An 18392-nucleotide genomic window follows, 5' to 3' on the forward strand; every position below is an offset into this window, starting at 1 on the left:
TAGTCCCACTTAAATATTTACCCAAAACTCCCCGAAACTGAACAGGAAAATTAAAAATGAAAAAATAAATGTAATATTTTCTTGGGATTTCCATAATTTTAGTTTCAACTACATTATATCTCGTTTATGTATGTACTACACAGACGAAACCTTACGGGAGGGAAACGAAATGAAAAAGAAAGACTGTATTGCTATGCTTCTGGCCGGTGGTGAGGGCCGACGATTGTCGCCGCTTACGTCCAAGCTTGCCAAACCCGCCGTTCCTTTTGGCGGCCATTATCGGATTATCGATTTTCCTCTCAGCAACTGCGTGAATTCCGGAATTGACACCATTGGTGTTCTTACCCAATATGAAGCGGAATCCTTGCATGAACACATCGGCGAAGGAGATGCCTGGAACCTTCCGCGGACGGCCAATAACGGAATTTCCTGTTTGCCATCCTATAACGCCGGGGTAGAGGAATATGCAGGTACTGCTGATGCCATATTTAAAAATATCGATTTCGTGGACGGTCACGAACCCGAAAATGTATTAATCCTTTCGGGTGACCACATTTACCACATGGATTACCGGGAAATGCTTGATTTCCATATGGCATCGGACGCTTCTGCGACGATCTCGGTAATGCCGGTACCGTGGGAAGAAGCGCACCGCTTTGGAGTCATGTCTACGGATGAGCATTCCAGAATTACCGAATTTGCTGAGAAACCAGCGCAACCGGCCAGCAATCTGGCCTCGATGGGAATATATTTGTTTAAATGGGACTTCCTCAAGCAGCATCTGATTGAAGATGCAATGGACGAAAACTCCAGCCATGATTTCGGCAAAGATGTGATTCCGAAAATGCTGGCCGGGGACAGAGCGCTGCATGCTTATGAATTCAAGGGCTACTGGCGCGATGTCGGTACGGTTCAAAGCCTGTGGGAAGCTCACATGGACATTTTGGCCAAAGACTCGGACTGGAAGCTGATGAACGAAGCATGGCCGATGTATACCCGGGAGCATGCCCGTTTGAAAGCAAAACCGTTTAAAACACGCAGCGTTCAGACGAAATCGTCCATGATCCATGATTGCTGTGCGCTCGAAGGTTATTCCGAGCGATCCGTTATTTTTGGCGGCACCGAGGTGGGTCGTTATACGAAAATCAAGGACAGCGTCATTATGCCTAATGCCCGGATCGGTCGCGGGGCTTTGATTGAGCGGGCCATCATCGGTGAAGGAGCCATTATTCACGACGGCGCCGTAGTCAGAGGAACCGAAGGCGAAATCGTCGTTGTAGGCCCTTATGAGACCGTTCAGGCCAAACCGGCCGCACGCCCTCAGCCTGCCCGCCTGCTCAAGGAAGTATACGACAAGACGGCCCGTCTTCGTGCCGAAGGACTGTCTTCCTAATACGACATAGCTGCATATTTTATATAAAAAAAGGGTGTCGGCCCAGGCCGACACCCTTTGTGCGTTATTCATTACAATTTTCGGTAGAGCTCGCTGTTCATCTCGTACAGTATATACTCCCTGCCGTTCAGTGCTCCTCTTCCCCGCGTTTCCATGCCCAGTTCCCTGTAATAGGGATTCAGCTTGCGGTTCTCGCTCCAGCAGTCAAATCTCAGGCCTTTACGCCCGAGTTCGCGGCTCCGTCTGGCCGCCCAGTAAATGAAATCGCGGCCCAAAGCATGCCCCCGAAAGGAAGGCGTGACCGTTAAACGGTGCAGATAACTGTAGCCTTCCTCGTTCAGGGAGCCCCAATAATCCGGATCGCTCTGTTGAAGCGTAAACATACCGACCGGCTCATCGGGTCCCACAACCAAATAAATTTCCCGTTTAGCAAAATAAGTCGCGATTTCTTGCTCGGTAAATTGTTCCGGCTTCCATTGCATAATCCCGGCGGACGCCATCCAATTTGCCGCTTCAACCAACAGAGATCGAACGAGCTCCGCATCATCTTTGTCCGCCAGGCATATATCCAATTCTCCTGCTGAGGTCATAATCGTTCCTAATGGCGTTCTCATACAGGTTCACCGCTTTCTTCGGTTCCCTCTTCCGGTTCAGCAAGCGGCAGCTTGACGGATACTGTAGTACCGGTGCCCAGCTCACTGTGAATATCCATTTCTCCATGGTGCAGTTCAACCAGTTGCTGGCTGATGGCCAGCCCCAGCCCGGTTCCGCCGCCTTGGTGGTTGACCTGGAAAAACCTGTCCTTAACCTTGTTCAAATGCTCATCGCTGATCCCGATTCCGTTATCGACCACTTCAATCAGCACCCAATCGGGTTCAGTTCGGGTAATCACCAGATGGATCCAGCTGTTCTCATTGGAAAATTTGATCGCATTATCAACGAGGTTCAGAAATACCTGCTTCAACCGATTTCCATCTCCAACGACGATAATCGTTTGTACCGTGCGGTCCTCCAGCTTAATCTGAATGCCTTTTTGTTCCGCCTTGGCCCAAACGTTCAGCATCGTTTCCTGAAGCAGTTCTTTCAGATTAACACGTCCAATGACCAGCTTCATTTCATTTTGCTGGAGCTTGGAGAAATCGAGCATTTCCTCTACCAAGCCGATGAGGCGGTCGGTTTCTTTGGCGATAATGCCCATGCCTATCTTTGTTTCTTCCGGGTCGAAGCCGCCCAGGGTCAAGGTTTCGCTCCAACCCTTAATCCCTGTCAGAGGCGTACGCAGCTCATGCGAGATCGATGAAATGAAGTCGTCTTTGATCTGGTTGCTGCGCACGATCTCTTGAGCCATATAGTTTAACGTGGCGGCCAGTTCGCCGAGCTCATAGCGGTAATTCCCTTTGATCCGCACGTCAAACTTCCCCTTGGCCATATGGGCCGAGACCGCCCTGATGTTGTTGATCGGCTTAACGATCGAATTGGCCAGTCCGATACTAAAAAGTGTGACGAGAGCCAGTACCGCAAGGCATACCGCCCCCGATAACAGCGTAAGCTTCATTAAATTTGAATTTACGGCTTCCAGCGAAGTGACGAACCTGACGATATACCGATTCTCCCCGCGCACCTGGAGCGGCGTGGAAACCGCCATCACCATTTCACCGGTGGACGGCTGCCGGCCGATCCATTTGCCCACGCTTCCGGCTGCCGCCTGCGAGACATCGCTAGTCTGGATCGCTTTATCCGCCTGAAACGCGTTGCTACTGGCCTCGACTTCGCCCTTTTTGTTTAATATCATCAGCTCCGTATTATCCAGCTCAAACGTGCGCAGCATTTCCGTGAAATAATCGGGATCACGTTCCGCATTCAACCGCACGAACTTTTGAAAAAAGTCGGAAGCCCAAGTGGAGTGTGTATACATATGATTGTAAATCGTGTCGTAATAATAAACCCGGATCGCCAATGAAAAAATCAATTCCACCATGAACAAGGTTACGAATACGACGATGAAATATTGTAATACGATTTGCCGGCCTATGCCTTTTTTGATCATTGTCCCTCGCCTTTCCACTTATAGCCGTGTCCCCACACGGTTTGCAGAAAAGCCGGTTCCGACGGATTGTTCTCGATCTTCTGCCGCAGCCTGCGGATGTTCACATCGACAATCTTGGGGTCTCCCATATATTCCTTGCCCCATACATGATCCAGCAGCAGATCCCGGCTAAGCGGTGTGTTCTCCTGCTCCAGGAAATACTGGATCAGCGAAAATTCTGTCGGCGTAAGCTCTATAAGCTGGCCATTCTTTTTAAATTGCTTGGATATCAAATCCAGGGTAAACGGCCCTGAAGTAAAAGATACTTTGGCGCTGCTCTCCCGGTATACGTTCACTCTCCGGAGCAACGACTGAATTCTGGCGATTAGTTCGGTCGGACTGAACGGCTTGCTCACATGATCGTCCGCCCCGACAGACAAAGCATAAACTTTGTCCTGTTCCTGTACTTTTGCGGTCAGAAAAATAATCCCGATCCGCTCATTCGTCTCCCGGATTCTCCGGCAAACTTCAAACCCGTCGATTCCCGGCACCATGACGTCCAGCAGCGCGATATCTATATCCGGAATGCTCTGCAGCTTCGCCAGGGCTTCGTTGCCTTCCGCCGCCTCAATCACCTCAAACCCGTTGCGCTTGAGATTGATCACAATAAAACTGCGGATGGATTCTTCGTCTTCCAAAATCAATACTTTGCTCAACTTGGTCTCCTCCCTCTTATTCGCCAGCGTTTAACGCTTGATCTCTTTTTCGCCTTTATTAATTTTCAAATCGGTATGGCTCAGGAATCCGATAACCTTGTCATTATCCCGGGCCATAAGTTCCCAGTCTCCTTTATTTCGTTCCCATTCCGAAAGGGAGAAGAACCGGATTTCCGCCACCGTTTCACCCGAGTCAATCTTGGTAAACCAGAGGTGCTCGTTTTGATCCGACTTCGGAGCGATCGTTACCTTCCCCCACCATTCTTTCGGGAAGTTGAAATAAAAACGGCCCGCTAAATCCATATATTGCTGCATAACGAATTTAAGACCTGCATCTTCTTCCCACTGGTAATAAGAAAACAGAGGTATATCATCATACGGCCGGGATTCCCAGCCTTTCGGCTTCTCGGAGCGGCCGACCTCCAGAATGCCGTCTCCATCCACATCGCCGCTCAGAACGGGATAGTTCTTAAATGTGGAGTCCTGAGAAGGCAGCAGGTCGATCAGCTTGCCGTCCTTCATGACGACCAGATGCGAATAAGCGTAATGCGTTCCGAAGGCGGCATCGAGGATGATTCCTTTTAGCTTAGGCGTAATGTTGCCGCTGACCGTATTGTAGTACTGCTTAATCGGATCATCCAATTGGATGTGAGCCAGTTCTTGAAAGCCTTCATTATATTGGTATACCGTAACCGTAGCGTTTTGATCCCGCTTCAAGGTTACAACGGTCAAGTCGAGCAGACCGTCCTGGTTGAGATCATCGATAAGAAAATTGTTGTACGGCAGGGACAGTACATTTTCTACTTCGGATCCGTTATAGGTATAGACGGTAAGTCCTTTCTGGGGATCTTCTTCTCCGCTGGTAAATCCGGCGATAATGTCCAGGTGGCCGTCTCCGGTAATATCGCGGACCTCAAATGTCTCCAGTACTTGTCCTTCTCCGTCGAATTTAACCTTAGGAACCCAGGTGTCTCCCGTATGTTCCAGAATCATCCCGTGAATCCGGACCGCTTCGTCCGGAGTTTCGTAGAATACTACGGCTTCCTTGACTCCGTCGTTGTTCAGATCGGGTGTCCGGATCGAGCTGATGTCGCTGACGTCCCGGGGCCGGATGATCTGGGCCCCCTTGATCTCGGCGTTAATAACGCTGATGAGCGACTCTTTGTCCGAGGATAGCTGCGGCGTCTCCATCAGCGATTTCGGATCTTTAATGATATTGCATCCGCTCAGCGCAAAGAGCAGAAAACCTCCGGCTGCTGCGGTAATCCAGCTTTTGTGGAACAATTTCATCACTCTCTTCATACCAGATCGATCGAACGCTTCTCTTCAGCGGTCAACCGTCTGCCCGATACATCGAGCTTAAGTTCTCCTTCATAGAGTCCCCAAATTCTCGTGCAATAGCGCTCAGCCAGTTCAATCGGCAATGCGGCAACGACTGTTTTGCCCTGTTCGCTGCACAGCGAGCGAAGCGTATTCAGTACGCGTTCCGCCGATTGGGGATCGAGACCCACTACCGGCTCGTCCGCTGCGATAAATCCGGCTCCATGGACCAGTGCTCTGCAGATGGCAACGCGCTGTCGCTCTCCCCCGCTAAGCTTTCCGGCCTTTACATGAGCTTTATCAAGCAATCCGAACTTCTCCAGCTCGTCCATCGCACCCATGTAATCGTCGGATCGAACCATCCCGGTGATCCGTCTCAGAAAAGAAGTCTGGCCGACTTGTCCGATCAGCACATTTTTCAGCGCTGTCTTGTCGGGATATAATGATGGATTTTGCTCCAGGTAGGCGCATTTGGAACGGTATTTCTGGGAGCCTTTGCCCCCGCCCTTAATGATCTGGTTACCGTCCCAGGAGTACTCCCCACCATTCCAGCTTTCCCGCAATGCGAGGCAACGGAGCAACGTGCTCTTGCCGCTGCCGCTCGGTCCGACGACGCCGATGATTTCTCCCTGCTCAAACTGGGTGGTGATTCCCCGCAAAACCTGTTTTTTATTGCCATCCACCGATTTTTTCAAGTGGCTTACTTTGATCATCTGTCCGATTCTCCTTTAACTGCGCTCTCATCTTTAGTTTATTGGAAATAGGCTTCAAAATCCATTACAGCATCTTCATAATTGGCAACAATAAAGAAAGAAAATCGCTGGATAACCCGGCGACTTCCGTAATGTGGCATTCATGTTAGCTTTTAGATGAAATAAAGTCACGCTTTTTAAACCCTATACAAACATTATAGTAGACAACCTCCACGCCAACAAGCCATAATGAAAATGTATGCATTGACCCGTGGGAGGTTTAGTCATGTACTATGACGTGAAAATCGATGTTTCACCGGTGTATGAACTTCTAAGCAGCTTTATTATATACACGACCCGTAAATGGGTGAACAATTTAGATGTCGGTACCGAATGGATCGAGTCCCTCGATTCCCGGTTTAGCGAAGAGGATCGGCAACGTTTTACCGATACCGCAGCGCTGCCCTTTACGGACTATGATTTACTATATGCCCTGGTATTGGAACGAAGCACAGATTCAGATATCGATTCCTTTTTGAACGAGCTTGCCGAAGACGAAGAGGATACGCTGCTTCACAAACTCAAATCCTATGTTCCCGCTGTGAATAGTGAGGATATTTCACGACTGAGATCCTACGTACCTCTATTGCGGCTGTGGAACGATAAATATTTCCGCGAAATTGAGGAGCAGTATGCTTCCTTGCTGGACGAGGATGCGGCCGAGAAACAGGCTTTAATGCACAAGATGGATCCCGATGCCCTGCTGGAGTATGCCTCCGGCGGATTGGTGCTGGAACCTCAGCTGCCGATCAAAAAGGTAGTTCTGCTCCCCTCCATCCATTTTCGTCCGATAAATACATATTGCTTCTATGAAAGTACGCTGCTGATCCAGTATCCGCTGGATTTGCCGGAACTGGACGAAGACGAGCCGCCAATCTGCCTGCTGCGACTGACGCGTGCCCTCGCCAACCCGGAACGATTGCGCCTGTTGCGCTACGTGGCTGATGAGCCGAAATCCCTGCAGGAACTTCTTCAGAATTTGAACGAGACCGAGGAACAACTGATGCATCATATGATGCGGCTTCGGGTAGCCGGTCTTCTCCGTGTCCACCTAATGGACCGGGACAACGAGAAATTCAGCATCCGGCCGGACGGAGCGTCCGAACTGCAGATGTTCCTTGAATCTTATATTCGACTTTAGGTATTTGCTTTTGCGCCGGCCCTTCTGCTAAGGTAGGATACATACAAAAATTTACCCGCTTCCCTTCAGAAGGAGTGACTTAACTTGAATAGGCCGCTGCGGCAGCAAATTATTTTTGATCTGGATGATACCCTTGTCCACTGCAATATTTATTTCGACCAAATTCTTGACGAATTCAGTGAACTGTTGGCCGATTGGTTTCAGGAATTCCGCATCACGACCGAGGAAATCCGCAACAAGCAAATTGAAATCGATGTCGCCGGCGTGGAGCTGATCGGCTTCGTCAGCAGCCATTTTCCACAATCCCTTGTAGACACCTATCGTTATTTCTGCCGGCTTCTGGGCCGGGATCTTAATATTGCGGAAGAAGACAAACTGATGAAGCTTGGAATGAGCGTGTATGACCGCGAGGTTGAGCCGTATCCGGGCATGGTGGAAACACTGAATCTCTTAAGATCGCAAGGCCATGAGCTATACCTGTATACCGGGGGAGAAACGACCATCCAGCAGCGTAAAATCGAACAGATGAAACTGGCCGATTATTTCCAGGACCGTATCTACATCCGGCAGCATAAAAATGTTGAAGCGCTGGAAGAAATCCTGACCTCCCGTACATTTGAACGGCGTTCTACCTGGATGATCGGGAACAGCCTGCGCACGGACATCGAGCCGGCCCTTTCCGCCGGAATCAACGCCATCTATATCAAACATCCGAAGGAATGGACCTATAATCTGATTGACCTAAAAAAAGAGACGGACACTTCCATGTATACCGTATCCTCTCTCGAGGCCGTTCCGGGTGTAATCGCCGGGAGCCTGACGCTTACCCAAGCTAGTCAGAGTGCATCCTCCGGTCGCATCGGCCGCTAATATGGACATGCTTGTTTTTCGTAGATAAACCGCTTTTCTGATATATTCCTGCCATAAAAAAAGGCAGCCGCTCATAATTAGAGCAGCTGCCTTGTTCTTTTATATCAAGACTCTTCCCGTTGAATCTCCAGCTTGCCGCTTATACGGTCAACTAACCGGATTCTGGCTTTGTAATCGCCCTCCGGCTGCTTGAACGTCAGCAATTGGGTCTGTCCCTTTTCAAGCAGGGCGTTCAGCATATTTTGCGATATGTTCTTCCCCGCAAATTCCTTCCAGATTACGAAGCCGCAGCCTTGTTTAAAATGCGTACAACCAAACCCTTTGCGGCCTTCGATCAATTGGCCGCCGCAGCCCTCGCGCGGGCAAGGAGCCAGCGGCTGCAGCCCGCCGCCGGTACCGTTGGAAGCTGTGCGGCGGGAAGCGGTCTGGCCTCCACTTTCGCCGCCGTTACCGCCCTGTTTACGGGCCGATTGGCCTGCTTCTTTACCGGCTCCCCGTTTCCGTTTGCCTTTCTCGTCCTCACCGGCTTCGAACAGCGAGGCATCCGCCTTGGGCTGCGTCCTTACTTTATCGATGATGGAAATGGCAAACCGCTTGACGTTCTCCATGAACTTTTCGCTGGCCGCTTCTCCCTTCGAAATCTGATGCAACCGCCGTTCCCATTGCCCGGTCATTTCCGGGGAAGTCAACAGCTCAACGCCCGCATGCCGGATCAATTCCACCGCCATCCGGCCTTTCTGGGTCACCGTAATCCGCTTGCCCTGCATCGTGATGTAACCGACCTTCTTGAGCCGTTCGATCGTTGCCGCCCGGGTAGCCGGCGTTCCGAGACCCGCTTCCTTCATCGCCTCGCGAAGCTCCTCGTTCTCCAGCTGTTTCCCGGCGCTCTCCATCGCCTTCAGCAGTGTTCCTTCCGTATATGCCTTCGGCGGCTGGGTCGCCTTCTCCTTCGCCTGCGCATCGGTACACTGAACCGGACCATCCCGGTCGATTGAAAACGGCTCGCTGACCAGTTCCTCCGCTTCGTCCTCATCCTCCTGCTTTTTGCCGCGTCCGGAGCCCGACGATTTGCCGGTGCTCTCTTCTCCCGGCAGACAGACCTTCCAGCCGAGCGATAGCAGCTCCTTTACGTTCGTCTTGAACATTTCAGACTCGACCTCCGTAAGCAGCGTATGCTGCTTATATTCTGCCGGAGGATAGAAATGGGATAAGAAGCGGCGTACGACAAGGTCATAAATATGCTGCTCTTCTTTGCTGAGCGTTCCCGCGCGTCTCAGAGTCGGCAGAATGGCATGGTGATCTTCGACGCGCGAGGGATTGCATACGGACTTGTTGTTGACATGCACAATCCGCGGGTCTCCCCCTTCGGCCAAATCCCGGTACGGCGATGATTTCAGCATATGAAGAGTTTTGTGCATCCCGTCGATATTTTGCTCGGTTACATAGTTGGAGCTAGTCCGGGGATAGGTAATGACTTTATGCTTCTCATACAGAGCTTGGGCCAAGTCCAACGTCTTCTTGGCCGAATAGCCGTATTTCGCGTTTGCTTCCCGTTGAAGCAAAGTCAGATCATAAAGCTTGAAGGGATACTCCCGGGTTTCTTTCACTTCGTATTCCGCGATACGTCCCTGCTTGCCACGGACCTTCTCGGCGATCGAGGCGGCTTTCTCTCCGTCCGTCAATCGTTCGCCCTGCCAGGAGCCGACATATTTACGTTCGTTTTGGGCAAAATCGGCTTTTATCTCGTAATACGTGAGCGAATCGAAATTTTCGATTTCTTTTTGCCGATCATAAATCAGCGCAAGCACCGGCGTCTGAACCCGTCCGACCGACAGCAATGTCCGGTGCTTGGTCGTAAACGCCCGCGAAGCGTTCATCCCTACCAGCCAATCGGCCTCACTGCGCGCCCTTGCGGCAAGCTCCAGATTTTGAAATTCGGAGCTGTCGTGGAGACCTTCAAAGCCTTTCGCGATACTCTCCGCGGTAAGGTCGGAAATCCACAATCTTTTTACCGGCTGGGTTAATTTAAGCTGCTGCTGGATGAGGGCGAATATGTATTGTCCTTCCCGCCCGGCGTCACAGGCATTCACGATCGCATTACACCGTTTGGCCAGTTCCCCGATCGTCTTTAGCTGGTCCTTCGTTCTCGGATTCGGTACAATCTTGAATTGCTCCGGAAGGATCGGCAAATCGCCGAAATTCCAGCGTTTGTACTTCGCATCGTAAGCGTCGGGCTCGGCCAAGCCGAGCAGATGGCCGATCGCCCAGGTAATGATATAACGATCCCCCTCCAAATAAGACCGGTTGTTCTTCGCCCTCGGCTCGATGACCGCGGCAATCGTTCGCCCCATATCCGGTTTTTCGGCGATAACGAGCGTTTTCATATTTTTTGGGCCCCACTTTCTTGCTTCTTGCGCAGATCCTAAAATACCAATATCCATAATTCCAATAAAAAGGGCCGCGCTCTGCGCAGCCCTGTAGCTGGAATCTATTATATCATATTTTCGGATTGTACTGTATCACCCTTATTTCCTAGGATAGTACAGTTGCGCCCATTAAGTATTTATCCACTTCCCGAGCCGCTTCACGGCCTTCATGGATCGCCCATACGACGAGGCTTTGTCCCCGGCGCATATCCCCGGCGGCAAATACTTTATCGACGTTCGTATTATATTTTCCGTAACGTGCCTTAACATTGGTACGGCGGTCGGTTTCAAGGCCGAGCTCACCCGTAATCCCCTGCTCCGGTCCGTCGAAGCCGATCGCGATCAGAGCCAGCTGCGCCGGGAACACTCTCTCGGTCCCAGGAATCGGCTGATAGATTTTGCGTCCCGTCTCGTCCACGATTCGTTGGATCTGTATCGTATGCAGCTCCTTCAAGTTCCCTTCTCCATCACCGACGAACTTCGTCGTCATAATCGAGAATTCGCGCGGATCGCTGCCGAACAACGCCTTGGCTTCCTGTTGGGCATAGTCCAATGTATAAACATTCGGAAATTGCGGCCACGGGTTGCTGATCGGGTCACGCTCCTGAGGTGCCATGGCATGCGTTCCGAATTGTGTGATGCTGCGGCAGCCGTGGCGCAGCGAGGTAGCCACGCAGTCGGAGCCCGTATCACCGCCGCCGATAACGATCACATCTTTGTCTTCGGCGGACAAATAATTCCCGTCCTCCAGCCCGGAGTCAAGGTAGCTCTTGATCGTTCCGTTCAAGAACGGCATGGCGTACTGCACGCCCTTCAGATCGCTGCCCTCAATGTTGAATTCACGCGGCTTCGTCGCACCTCCGCACAATACGACTGCATCGTATTCCTCTACGAGCTGCCGCGCCGGAATATCCTTGCCTATTTCCGTATTCGTTACAAATCTCACGCCCTCGGCGGCAAGCAGATCCACCCGGCGTTGAACGACCGCCTTGTCCAGCTTCATCGTCGGAATGCCGTACATCAACAAGCCGCCGATCCGGTCTGACCGTTCGAATACGGTCACTTCATGCCCGGCCTTGTTCAACTGCGCGGCGCAAGCCAGGCCCGCAGGGCCGGAGCCTACGACAGCAACCCTGCGTCCTGTCCGCCGAGCCGGCGGTTCGGGAACGACCCAGCCTTCTTCAAAGCCCTTATCGATGATCGCCTGCTCGATCGTCTTGATCGTGACAGGCTGCCCGATCAAGCCGACGGTGCAAGAGCCTTCACAAGGCGCGGGGCAAACCCGGCCGGTGAATTCAGGAAAATTGTTCGTTTTATGAAGACGTTCCAACGCTTCCTTCCAAAGTCCGCGGTAGACCAGATTATTCCATTCCGGAATCAGATTGTGTACCGGACAGCCCGAGGTACCTCCCGCCATATCCATTCCCGTATGACAATATGGCGTGCCGCAATCCATACAGCGTGCGCCTTGCGTCCGGAGTTCTTCAGCTGACATATGCTTATGAAACTCCTGCCAGTCCTTGACCCTTTCGGAAGGGCTCCGGTCTCCCGGTATCTGCCGGTTATATTCCATAAACCCCGTTGGTGTAGACATCTATAACTTCCCCCATCCGTATGATGCAAAAGCTTCCAAGAGGCATTGAAACTTTCACATTTCAGTGTATCTTGATGTTAGCATCCGGGGGGAACGTTATTAATGGATTAATTCTATTTTAATTTGCACTAAAGTGCACCGGGCTTACGTCGTTCATAGGTCAGAAAGCGGTAAGAATAAGGATTCTTCTCATCACGAATTCCCTCTTCTTCCTTGACAACCTCAAACTCCGACCAGTCGAAGTGGGGGAAAAATACGTCGCCTTCAATCTCCTCGTCAATCCGCGTAACATGCAATCGATCGGCTAAGGGAAAGAAATGCTGGAATACGCCTGCCCCTCCAATGACCATAAGCTCACCCTGTTTTGCATATTCCAGAGCATCTTCTACGGAATGAACGATATCTGCTCCTTCTGCCCGGTAAGCGTGATCGGCCGTGAGAACGACACTCTTACGGTTCGGTAACGGACGGCTCCCCATCGATTCCCATGTATTCCGGCCCATCAACATGGTTTTGCCGGTCGTTTGCTCCTTAAAAAATTTCAAATCCGCCGGCAGCCGCCAAGGCAGCTGATTGTTCCGGCCGATCGCCCCGTTTCGAGACATTGCCCAAATGAGAGTAATTCCCATGAAAAACTGCCCCTTTCAACCTGTTTGTCCCCTAATGGATAACGACCTGTTATTAAACAGCGACCGTAGCCTTGATCGTTGGATGATATTGATAACCTTCAAATTCGAAATCCTCATACACATAATCAAATATCGAATCCGGCTTCCGCTTGATGATGAGCTTCGGCAGCGGATAAGGCTCGCGCTCCAACTGCGTCTTCACTTGTTCAAGATGGTTGCTGTAAATATGCACGTCGCCGCCCGACCAGATAAATTCGCCGACCTCAAGGCCGCATTGCTGCGCCATCATATGAGTCAGCAATGCGTAACTCGCAATATTGAACGGAAGTCCAAGGAACGTATCGACCGATCGCATCGTCAGCATACAGGACAGCTTTCCGTTCGCCACATAAAATTGGAATACGAAATGGCATGGCGGCAGCTTCATGTTATCGACTTCCGCCACATTCCAGGCGCTGACCAGGTGGCGGCGCGAATCGGGATTGTTCTTGATCGCCTCGACCACGTTTGCGATCTGATCGATATGACGGCCGTCTGGAGCTTCCCAAGCTCTCCATTGCGATCCGTAAACCGGCCCCAAGTCTCCGTTTTCATCCGCCCACTCGTCCCAAATCCGGACGCCATGCTCTTTCAAATAGGCGATATTGGTTTCTCCTTTAAGAAACCATAGCAGCTCATGAACAACCGATTTCAAATGAATCCTTTTTGTGGTCACCAAAGGAAACCCCTGGCTGAGATCAAAGCGAAGCTGTCTCCCGAACACGGAAATCGTTCCTGTTCCGGTCCGATCCCCTTTCGGAGTCCCGTTATCCAGGACGTCTTGAAGCAAATCCAAATAATTTCTCATCTATCGCACACCCCGCACTTGTTTGTATGACATCTTGTCTATTATAGCAGAGGAATCAAGCGGATTGAACCAAACCAGCCTATCCTTTTCCTTCGTCAAAATAAGGAATCTCCCGCTCTCCGCGCACAAGGCCGCTTATCCCTTCTTCATAATACGGCATCAATCCATCCGCCCGATCTAAGTCCACCCAGTCCACCTCGGCAATCTCATCCGGCAGCATCGTCTCTTCCCGGCCGCCCGTAATTTCCGCACGGAAGGTAAAAAGAACGAAATGTTCCTCTTTTTCCGGAAAAATGACCTCGTTTACGGCCATGACACCGAACACTTCAATATCAACGCCGGCTTCCTCCTTCACCTCGCGGATCAGTGCCCGGACCAGTGTTTCACTGGTCTCGACCGTGCCGCCCGGCAGCGTCCACGTATCCCGGTTATCCCGGTTTCGAACCATCAGCACCTTTTTCTTATCAGGGCTTACGATCAACGCGTATACGATATCGATTCGCTTCATAGTGCGCCACCTTCTATAAGTTCAAATAGTAATGATAGTACTCATCATCCCGGGTATATCCCAGCTGTTCATACAGCTTTTGAGCTCCCTTGTTGCCGACTCCGGTTTCCAATGCGATTCCCTTAGCCTTCGATTCGACTGCATACTCCGAAATCGCATCAAGCAGCTGTTTGCCTATACCGGAGTTTCGATATTCCTTCAACACATACAAATCGTTCAATATCCAGGATCTCTGCATCGATAACGAAGAGAATACCGGATACAGCTGAGCAAAACCAGCCGCTTTGCCGTTTTCCTCATCTTTAGCCACAAATATAACGGACTCCCTATGCTCCATTAACCGAAACAGAAAAGCTTGTGTCCCTTCCGGATCGGAGGGTTGTCCATAAAACTGCCGATATTGATCAAACAAATGCGTAACGGACGCCAGATCCTTATAGGTTGCCTGCGAAATATGTACGGATACACTCATGGTTGTTATCCTCCTCAAAGTATATAAGATGAACTGTTAATGTTCATCTTATCTTGAAGCCCTAAATAATTTAAGTCATTCACAAAAAAAAGAATAAGAAACTGTAAATATTTTAATATAATAATGCATTCATCGTAATATTTTACGGTAATAATTAAAAATGACCAAATTATTTTAACTATAGTTTATAATTAATTAAAGAATTTAAAGTGGGAGTTGTGAAAAATGGATAGCGTCGATCTTCAAATTATAGAACTTCTGAAACGCAACAGCCGCATTACCAGCTCGGAAATCAGCAAAGCGATTCATCTGTCTGTCCCCTCGGTCTCGGAAAGAATTCGTAAGCTTGAGGAAAAAGGGATGATTGAGCAATTTACAATTAGATTGAACCGCGAAATCACCGGATGGCATTTGCTGGCTTACATATCCGTCATTTTAGAGCATCCGAAGTACATCGAGTCATTCAAAGAGCAGATTTCTAATGAATCCTGCATTATAGAATGCCATCATCTGGCCGGTGATTACGATTATTTATTGAAAGTCGGCGTTCCGGACATCTCCTCGCTTGAAGTCTTCATTTCCGAAACCTTAAAAGGCTTGGCCGGGGTTCAAAAAACGAAAACGACGATCGTACTATCCACTTTAAAGGAAGCATAAAACTTTGTGCAAGGAGTCAAGTGGGCATGGCCATGATCACTCTTCTAAAAAGCATTCTAATCGGAGCCGCCATCGCGGCCCCGATCGGTCCAATAGGCATGTTGTGTATTCGGTCCACCTTGGTTGGGGGCTGGAAAAAAGGGTTGGTCGCCGGGCTAGGCGTAGCAACCGCAGATGCGATTTATGCAGCTGTTGCCGGTTTCGGCATGAATGTGATCTCCTCTCAGTTGATCCGGTTCGAGGACGGCTTCAGAATGATCGGCGGTCTTCTCATTCTTGTTCTAGGCCTTCTCGGTTTCCGCCGCAAATCGCCTTTTGCCGATCACAATATCCCTGGGCAAACTCGACAGTTGTTCACCTTTGGCTCCACGTTTCTGCTTACCCTGGCCAATCCGATGACGGTGATCTCTTTTGCAGCGCTATCCGCAGGTTTGGGTATGGGTTCATTCCTAGGTTCTTCGGAGGGGGCTTCAGCGTTCACCGCCGGGATCTTCCTCGGTTCCGCCTTATGGTGGATTCTGCTGTGTTTAGCAGTGAACCAGCTGCGCCTTCGTTTATTGACACCCGCAGCCCTACGCGCCGTTGATTTAATCTCAGCCACGCTTATTACCGGATTTGGTGTCTGGTTCCTGATATCCGTATTTTTCGGCCTATAAATATCCCGCTTAAATTGAATCTTATGGGGATTTGTTTGGATGCCGATCAGAGGGAACCCTTCTCATATTTACTTTATTACATGACGAAGCCCGGGCAGGAATGGTTGCTTATTCCTAACCCGGGCTTATTATAACTACTTGAAGAATCCGGCAATCCCGGCCACCAATACGATGATCGCGAACACCATTCTATAATACACAAACACTTTCATCGGCTTCTTCTGCAAGTAAGCGATAAACTTCTTGATGACGGCAAGTGCAACCAGGAAGGACACCAGGAAGCCTACTCCGAGCGAGATGAGCTCCGTTGACGTCATACTGGAAAAACCGCCGATTTTCACAATTTTCAAAAAGCTCATACCTACCATGACGGGAATCGCCAGGAAGAACGAGAACTCAGCCGCCGCCACCGTCGTCAGGCCGGCTACCCAGCCGCCGATAATCGTGGAAGCGGAACGGGACATGCCGGGAATGATCGCCAAAACTTGAAACGCCCCGATAATGAGCGCTTGTTTCACAGTGACATTGAGCTCGTCACCGCCGCCGCCAAGCCCGTTGTTACGGAACTTCTTCTCCGCGTACAGCATCCATAAACCGCCGAAGAACAACGTGAACGCCACAACGACCGGCGTAAACAGGTGCTCGTCCGACCAATCATTAAGCAGTACGCCGAAAATGCCTCCAGGAATACATGCGATCGCCAGCATGAGCCAAAAGCGGAAGCCGGACTTCGCAAAGCCGACCTTTTGCGGAAAAAAGTTGACCAGCGTGTCCTTGATTTTTCCCCAGTACAGCACGATTACGGCCAAAATCGCCCCAAGCTGAATCACGTACGTATACATCTCGACGTAAGATGGCGTTGTTCCGGTAAAGCCCAGGAAATTCTCGAAAATGACGAGATGACCGGTGGATGATACCGGCAAGAATTCGGTAATCCCTTCTACAATCCCTAAAATAATTGATTTCAGTATCGAAAAAATCGTATCCATGCCACCAAGCTCTCCTTTTCAAACAAACTTACTAGTAACTACATTGTGTCACCGATTTTCAATCGCAGGTTTTATCCTACCATAAAAATAAGCAGCCAGGCTACTCCCTTTATTTTATTGGAGCTTGCCCCATTATATAACGTTAAATGAGAGGTTGGATGGCCTTTTTCAACATATCGGCATTCATCGCGCCCTGGGAGACCTGACGGATTATGCCTTTTTCATCAATAAAATAGGTAGTCGGATAGGCAACGATCCGGTAGTTGTCCATGACTTCGCCCTTCGAATCAAGCAATACGGGGAAGGTTAGTCCCTGTTCATCTACAAAGCTTTGCGCATTGTCGGAACTTTTCTCCGTGGATGTCAAATTAATACCGAGCACGACGACATTTTTAGCGTCATACTTCTCATACAATCGCTGCATATGCGGCATCTCCACCCGGCATGGCGGGCACCAGGACGCCCAAAAATTCAAGACCACCACTTTCCCGCGGAAATCCGACAGGGACACCGGAGTACCGTCCAGCCCGTTTAACGTAAAGTCAGGGGCTTGCTCCCCCTCCTTAATCCCAACAGTTGCGCCTCCATCTTGCACCGTTTGTTGTTTGTTTCCATCCGAGTTCGTTCTATTATTTATGTAATCATAAGCGCTATAAGCGACAAGTCCCAATAAGATGACAAAGATAAATACATTCTTTTTCATAACTGTTTCCTCCCCTTCCTAAAAAAGATTTTGGACTCACTAATCCCTCTTTGGTCCTTTCCAGAAAACAAGTACGACGGTCAGCAGCAAAAATACGACCTGCAGCTTGCTGAAAGACAATATCCAGATGACGCGTTCATGATTGAAAAATTGGAACACAATGTTACCGATCAAAAACCAAAGTGCGGCAAATTGAATTCTTGCCTCCGGCGTTTCGCGCTTTGCAATTAACATTTGGAGCAGGAGGAGGCCGGTCCAGCAGATGCTGGCGATCCATGAGATGGAGGGTCCTTCCTGAAACATCAGCTCCGGCAGCCGCGACACAAACCATCCCCCAAGAAAATAAACGGCAAAACCGTGCACCAAATTAGCAAAGTCTAGCTCTTTCTTCCGAGAACGCAGCCATATATAAAGCCCCCCAACCAAACCGGCGATCCAGCCGCCCGCTTCACCACCATCAAAATAAAGCAAGGACATGGGCTCGGATACCGCCTCTACTGGATGAATGAGCAAATAACTAAATTTCCAAATCAGAAGCCATAACAAAAATCCATTGGACAGCAATTCCGCTATCGTCTTAGTTTCCGAGCGGTCAGTAACTATCCGCCCCCAAAGCTTCAGCATTATCCACCCTCCTGCCCCAAACAGAAGATTCAGAACAAGAGAGCCATTTAATAAAAAGGGGCCTAATTG

19 protein-coding genes are annotated in these 18392 nt (G+C 50.1%); 5 read left to right on the top strand and 14 right to left on the bottom strand.

Annotated elements, in window-relative coordinates; translation table 11 throughout:
• Positions 1–169 precede the first annotated feature (169 nt).
• A complete protein-coding gene (locus KB559_RS04925; protein ID WP_211020597.1) occupies positions 170–1393 on the top strand; it encodes a glucose-1-phosphate adenylyltransferase in 1224 nt (407 codons plus the stop codon).
• A 71-nt stretch (positions 1394–1464) separates the two neighbouring features.
• Here KB559_RS04925 and KB559_RS04930 read toward each other — a convergent pair whose 3' ends face one another.
• From KB559_RS04930 to KB559_RS04950, 5 genes are read right to left on the bottom strand one after another with little or no spacing between them, the layout of a single operon-like run.
• A complete protein-coding gene (locus KB559_RS04930) occupies positions 1465–2007 on the bottom strand; it encodes a GNAT family N-acetyltransferase (protein WP_211020598.1) in 543 nt (180 codons plus the stop codon).
• Entirely contained in the window at positions 2004–3440 is a 1437-nt protein-coding gene (locus KB559_RS04935) for a sensor histidine kinase (protein ID WP_211020599.1), read from the bottom strand. Before KB559_RS04935 ends, KB559_RS04930 begins: the two co-directional genes overlap by 4 nt.
• The gene (locus KB559_RS04940; RefSeq protein WP_211020600.1) at positions 3437–4135 is read right to left on the bottom strand and encodes a response regulator transcription factor; all 699 of its coding nucleotides are present in this window, start codon (positions 4133–4135) and stop codon (positions 3437–3439) included. The genes KB559_RS04935 and KB559_RS04940 overlap by 4 nt, the downstream gene beginning before the upstream one ends.
• 30 nt (positions 4136–4165) lie before the next feature.
• Positions 4166–5437 (bottom strand): hypothetical protein, encoded by a 1272-nt coding sequence (locus KB559_RS04945; protein WP_211020601.1) that lies wholly within the window; start codon positions 5435–5437, stop codon positions 4166–4168.
• Complete coding sequence (locus KB559_RS04950; protein ID WP_211020602.1) at positions 5434–6168, bottom strand: phosphonate ABC transporter ATP-binding protein; 735 nt, start codon at positions 6166–6168, stop codon at positions 5434–5436. Before KB559_RS04950 ends, KB559_RS04945 begins: the two co-directional genes overlap by 4 nt.
• A gap of 265 nt (positions 6169–6433) precedes the next feature.
• Here KB559_RS04950 and KB559_RS04955 point away from each other — a divergent pair, with 265 nt between their 5' ends.
• Positions 6434–7348 carry a winged helix-turn-helix domain-containing protein gene (locus KB559_RS04955; protein WP_211020603.1) on the top strand — a complete coding sequence of 305 codons (915 nt, stop codon included), beginning with the start codon at positions 6434–6436 and terminating at the stop codon, positions 7346–7348.
• Between the two features lie 84 nt (positions 7349–7432).
• Positions 7433–8218, top strand: a complete 786-nt coding sequence (locus tag KB559_RS04960; protein ID WP_211020604.1) for an HAD family hydrolase — start codon at positions 7433–7435, stop codon at positions 8216–8218.
• A gap of 104 nt (positions 8219–8322) precedes the next feature.
• Here KB559_RS04960 and KB559_RS04965 read toward each other — a convergent pair whose 3' ends face one another.
• The 6 genes from KB559_RS04965 to KB559_RS04990 all read right to left on the bottom strand — a co-directional run bounded on the left by KB559_RS04965 (position 8323) and on the right by KB559_RS04990 (position 14694).
• Complete coding sequence (locus tag KB559_RS04965) at positions 8323–10602, bottom strand: type IA DNA topoisomerase (RefSeq protein ID WP_211020605.1); 2280 nt, start codon at positions 10600–10602, stop codon at positions 8323–8325.
• 148 nt (positions 10603–10750) lie between these two features.
• On the bottom strand, positions 10751–12238 hold the full coding sequence (locus KB559_RS04970; protein WP_211020606.1) for a glutamate synthase subunit beta: 1488 nt from the start codon (positions 12236–12238) through the stop codon (positions 10751–10753).
• Between the two features lie 128 nt (positions 12239–12366).
• On the bottom strand, positions 12367–12867 hold the full coding sequence (locus KB559_RS04975; protein WP_211020607.1) for a dihydrofolate reductase: 501 nt from the start codon (positions 12865–12867) through the stop codon (positions 12367–12369).
• 52 nt (positions 12868–12919) lie between these two features.
• A complete protein-coding gene (gene thyA / locus KB559_RS04980; protein ID WP_211020608.1) occupies positions 12920–13714 on the bottom strand; it encodes a thymidylate synthase in 795 nt (264 codons plus the stop codon).
• Positions 13715–13793: 79 nt separating this feature from the next.
• Entirely contained in the window at positions 13794–14222 is a 429-nt protein-coding gene (locus KB559_RS04985) for an NUDIX hydrolase (RefSeq protein ID WP_211020609.1), read from the bottom strand.
• Between the two features lie 13 nt (positions 14223–14235).
• On the bottom strand, positions 14236–14694 hold the full coding sequence (locus tag KB559_RS04990; protein ID WP_211020610.1) for a GNAT family N-acetyltransferase: 459 nt from the start codon (positions 14692–14694) through the stop codon (positions 14236–14238).
• A gap of 225 nt (positions 14695–14919) precedes the next feature.
• Between KB559_RS04990 and KB559_RS04995 the strand changes: the two genes are divergently transcribed.
• Positions 14920–15351 carry an Lrp/AsnC family transcriptional regulator gene (locus tag KB559_RS04995; RefSeq protein WP_211020611.1) on the top strand — a complete coding sequence of 144 codons (432 nt, stop codon included), beginning with the start codon at positions 14920–14922 and terminating at the stop codon, positions 15349–15351.
• A gap of 26 nt (positions 15352–15377) precedes the next feature.
• Positions 15378–16007 (top strand): LysE family translocator, encoded by a 630-nt coding sequence (locus KB559_RS05000; RefSeq protein ID WP_211020612.1) that lies wholly within the window; start codon positions 15378–15380, stop codon positions 16005–16007.
• A 134-nt stretch (positions 16008–16141) separates the two neighbouring features.
• Here KB559_RS05000 and KB559_RS05005 read toward each other — a convergent pair whose 3' ends face one another.
• The 3 genes from KB559_RS05005 to KB559_RS05015 all read right to left on the bottom strand — a co-directional run bounded on the left by KB559_RS05005 (position 16142) and on the right by KB559_RS05015 (position 18323).
• Complete coding sequence (locus KB559_RS05005; protein ID WP_211020613.1) at positions 16142–16996, bottom strand: undecaprenyl-diphosphate phosphatase; 855 nt, start codon at positions 16994–16996, stop codon at positions 16142–16144.
• Positions 16997–17138: 142 nt separating this feature from the next.
• A complete protein-coding gene (locus tag KB559_RS05010) occupies positions 17139–17699 on the bottom strand; it encodes a peroxiredoxin family protein (protein ID WP_211020614.1) in 561 nt (186 codons plus the stop codon).
• A 39-nt stretch (positions 17700–17738) separates the two neighbouring features.
• On the bottom strand, positions 17739–18323 hold the full coding sequence (locus tag KB559_RS05015) for a hypothetical protein (RefSeq protein ID WP_211020615.1): 585 nt from the start codon (positions 18321–18323) through the stop codon (positions 17739–17741).
• Between the last annotated feature and the right edge of the window lie 69 nt (positions 18324–18392).

The sequence above is a fragment of the Paenibacillus sp. Marseille-P2973 genome, from assembly GCF_018101095.1.
Taxonomy (GTDB): Bacteria; Bacillota; Bacilli; order Paenibacillales; family Paenibacillaceae; genus Fontibacillus; species Fontibacillus vini.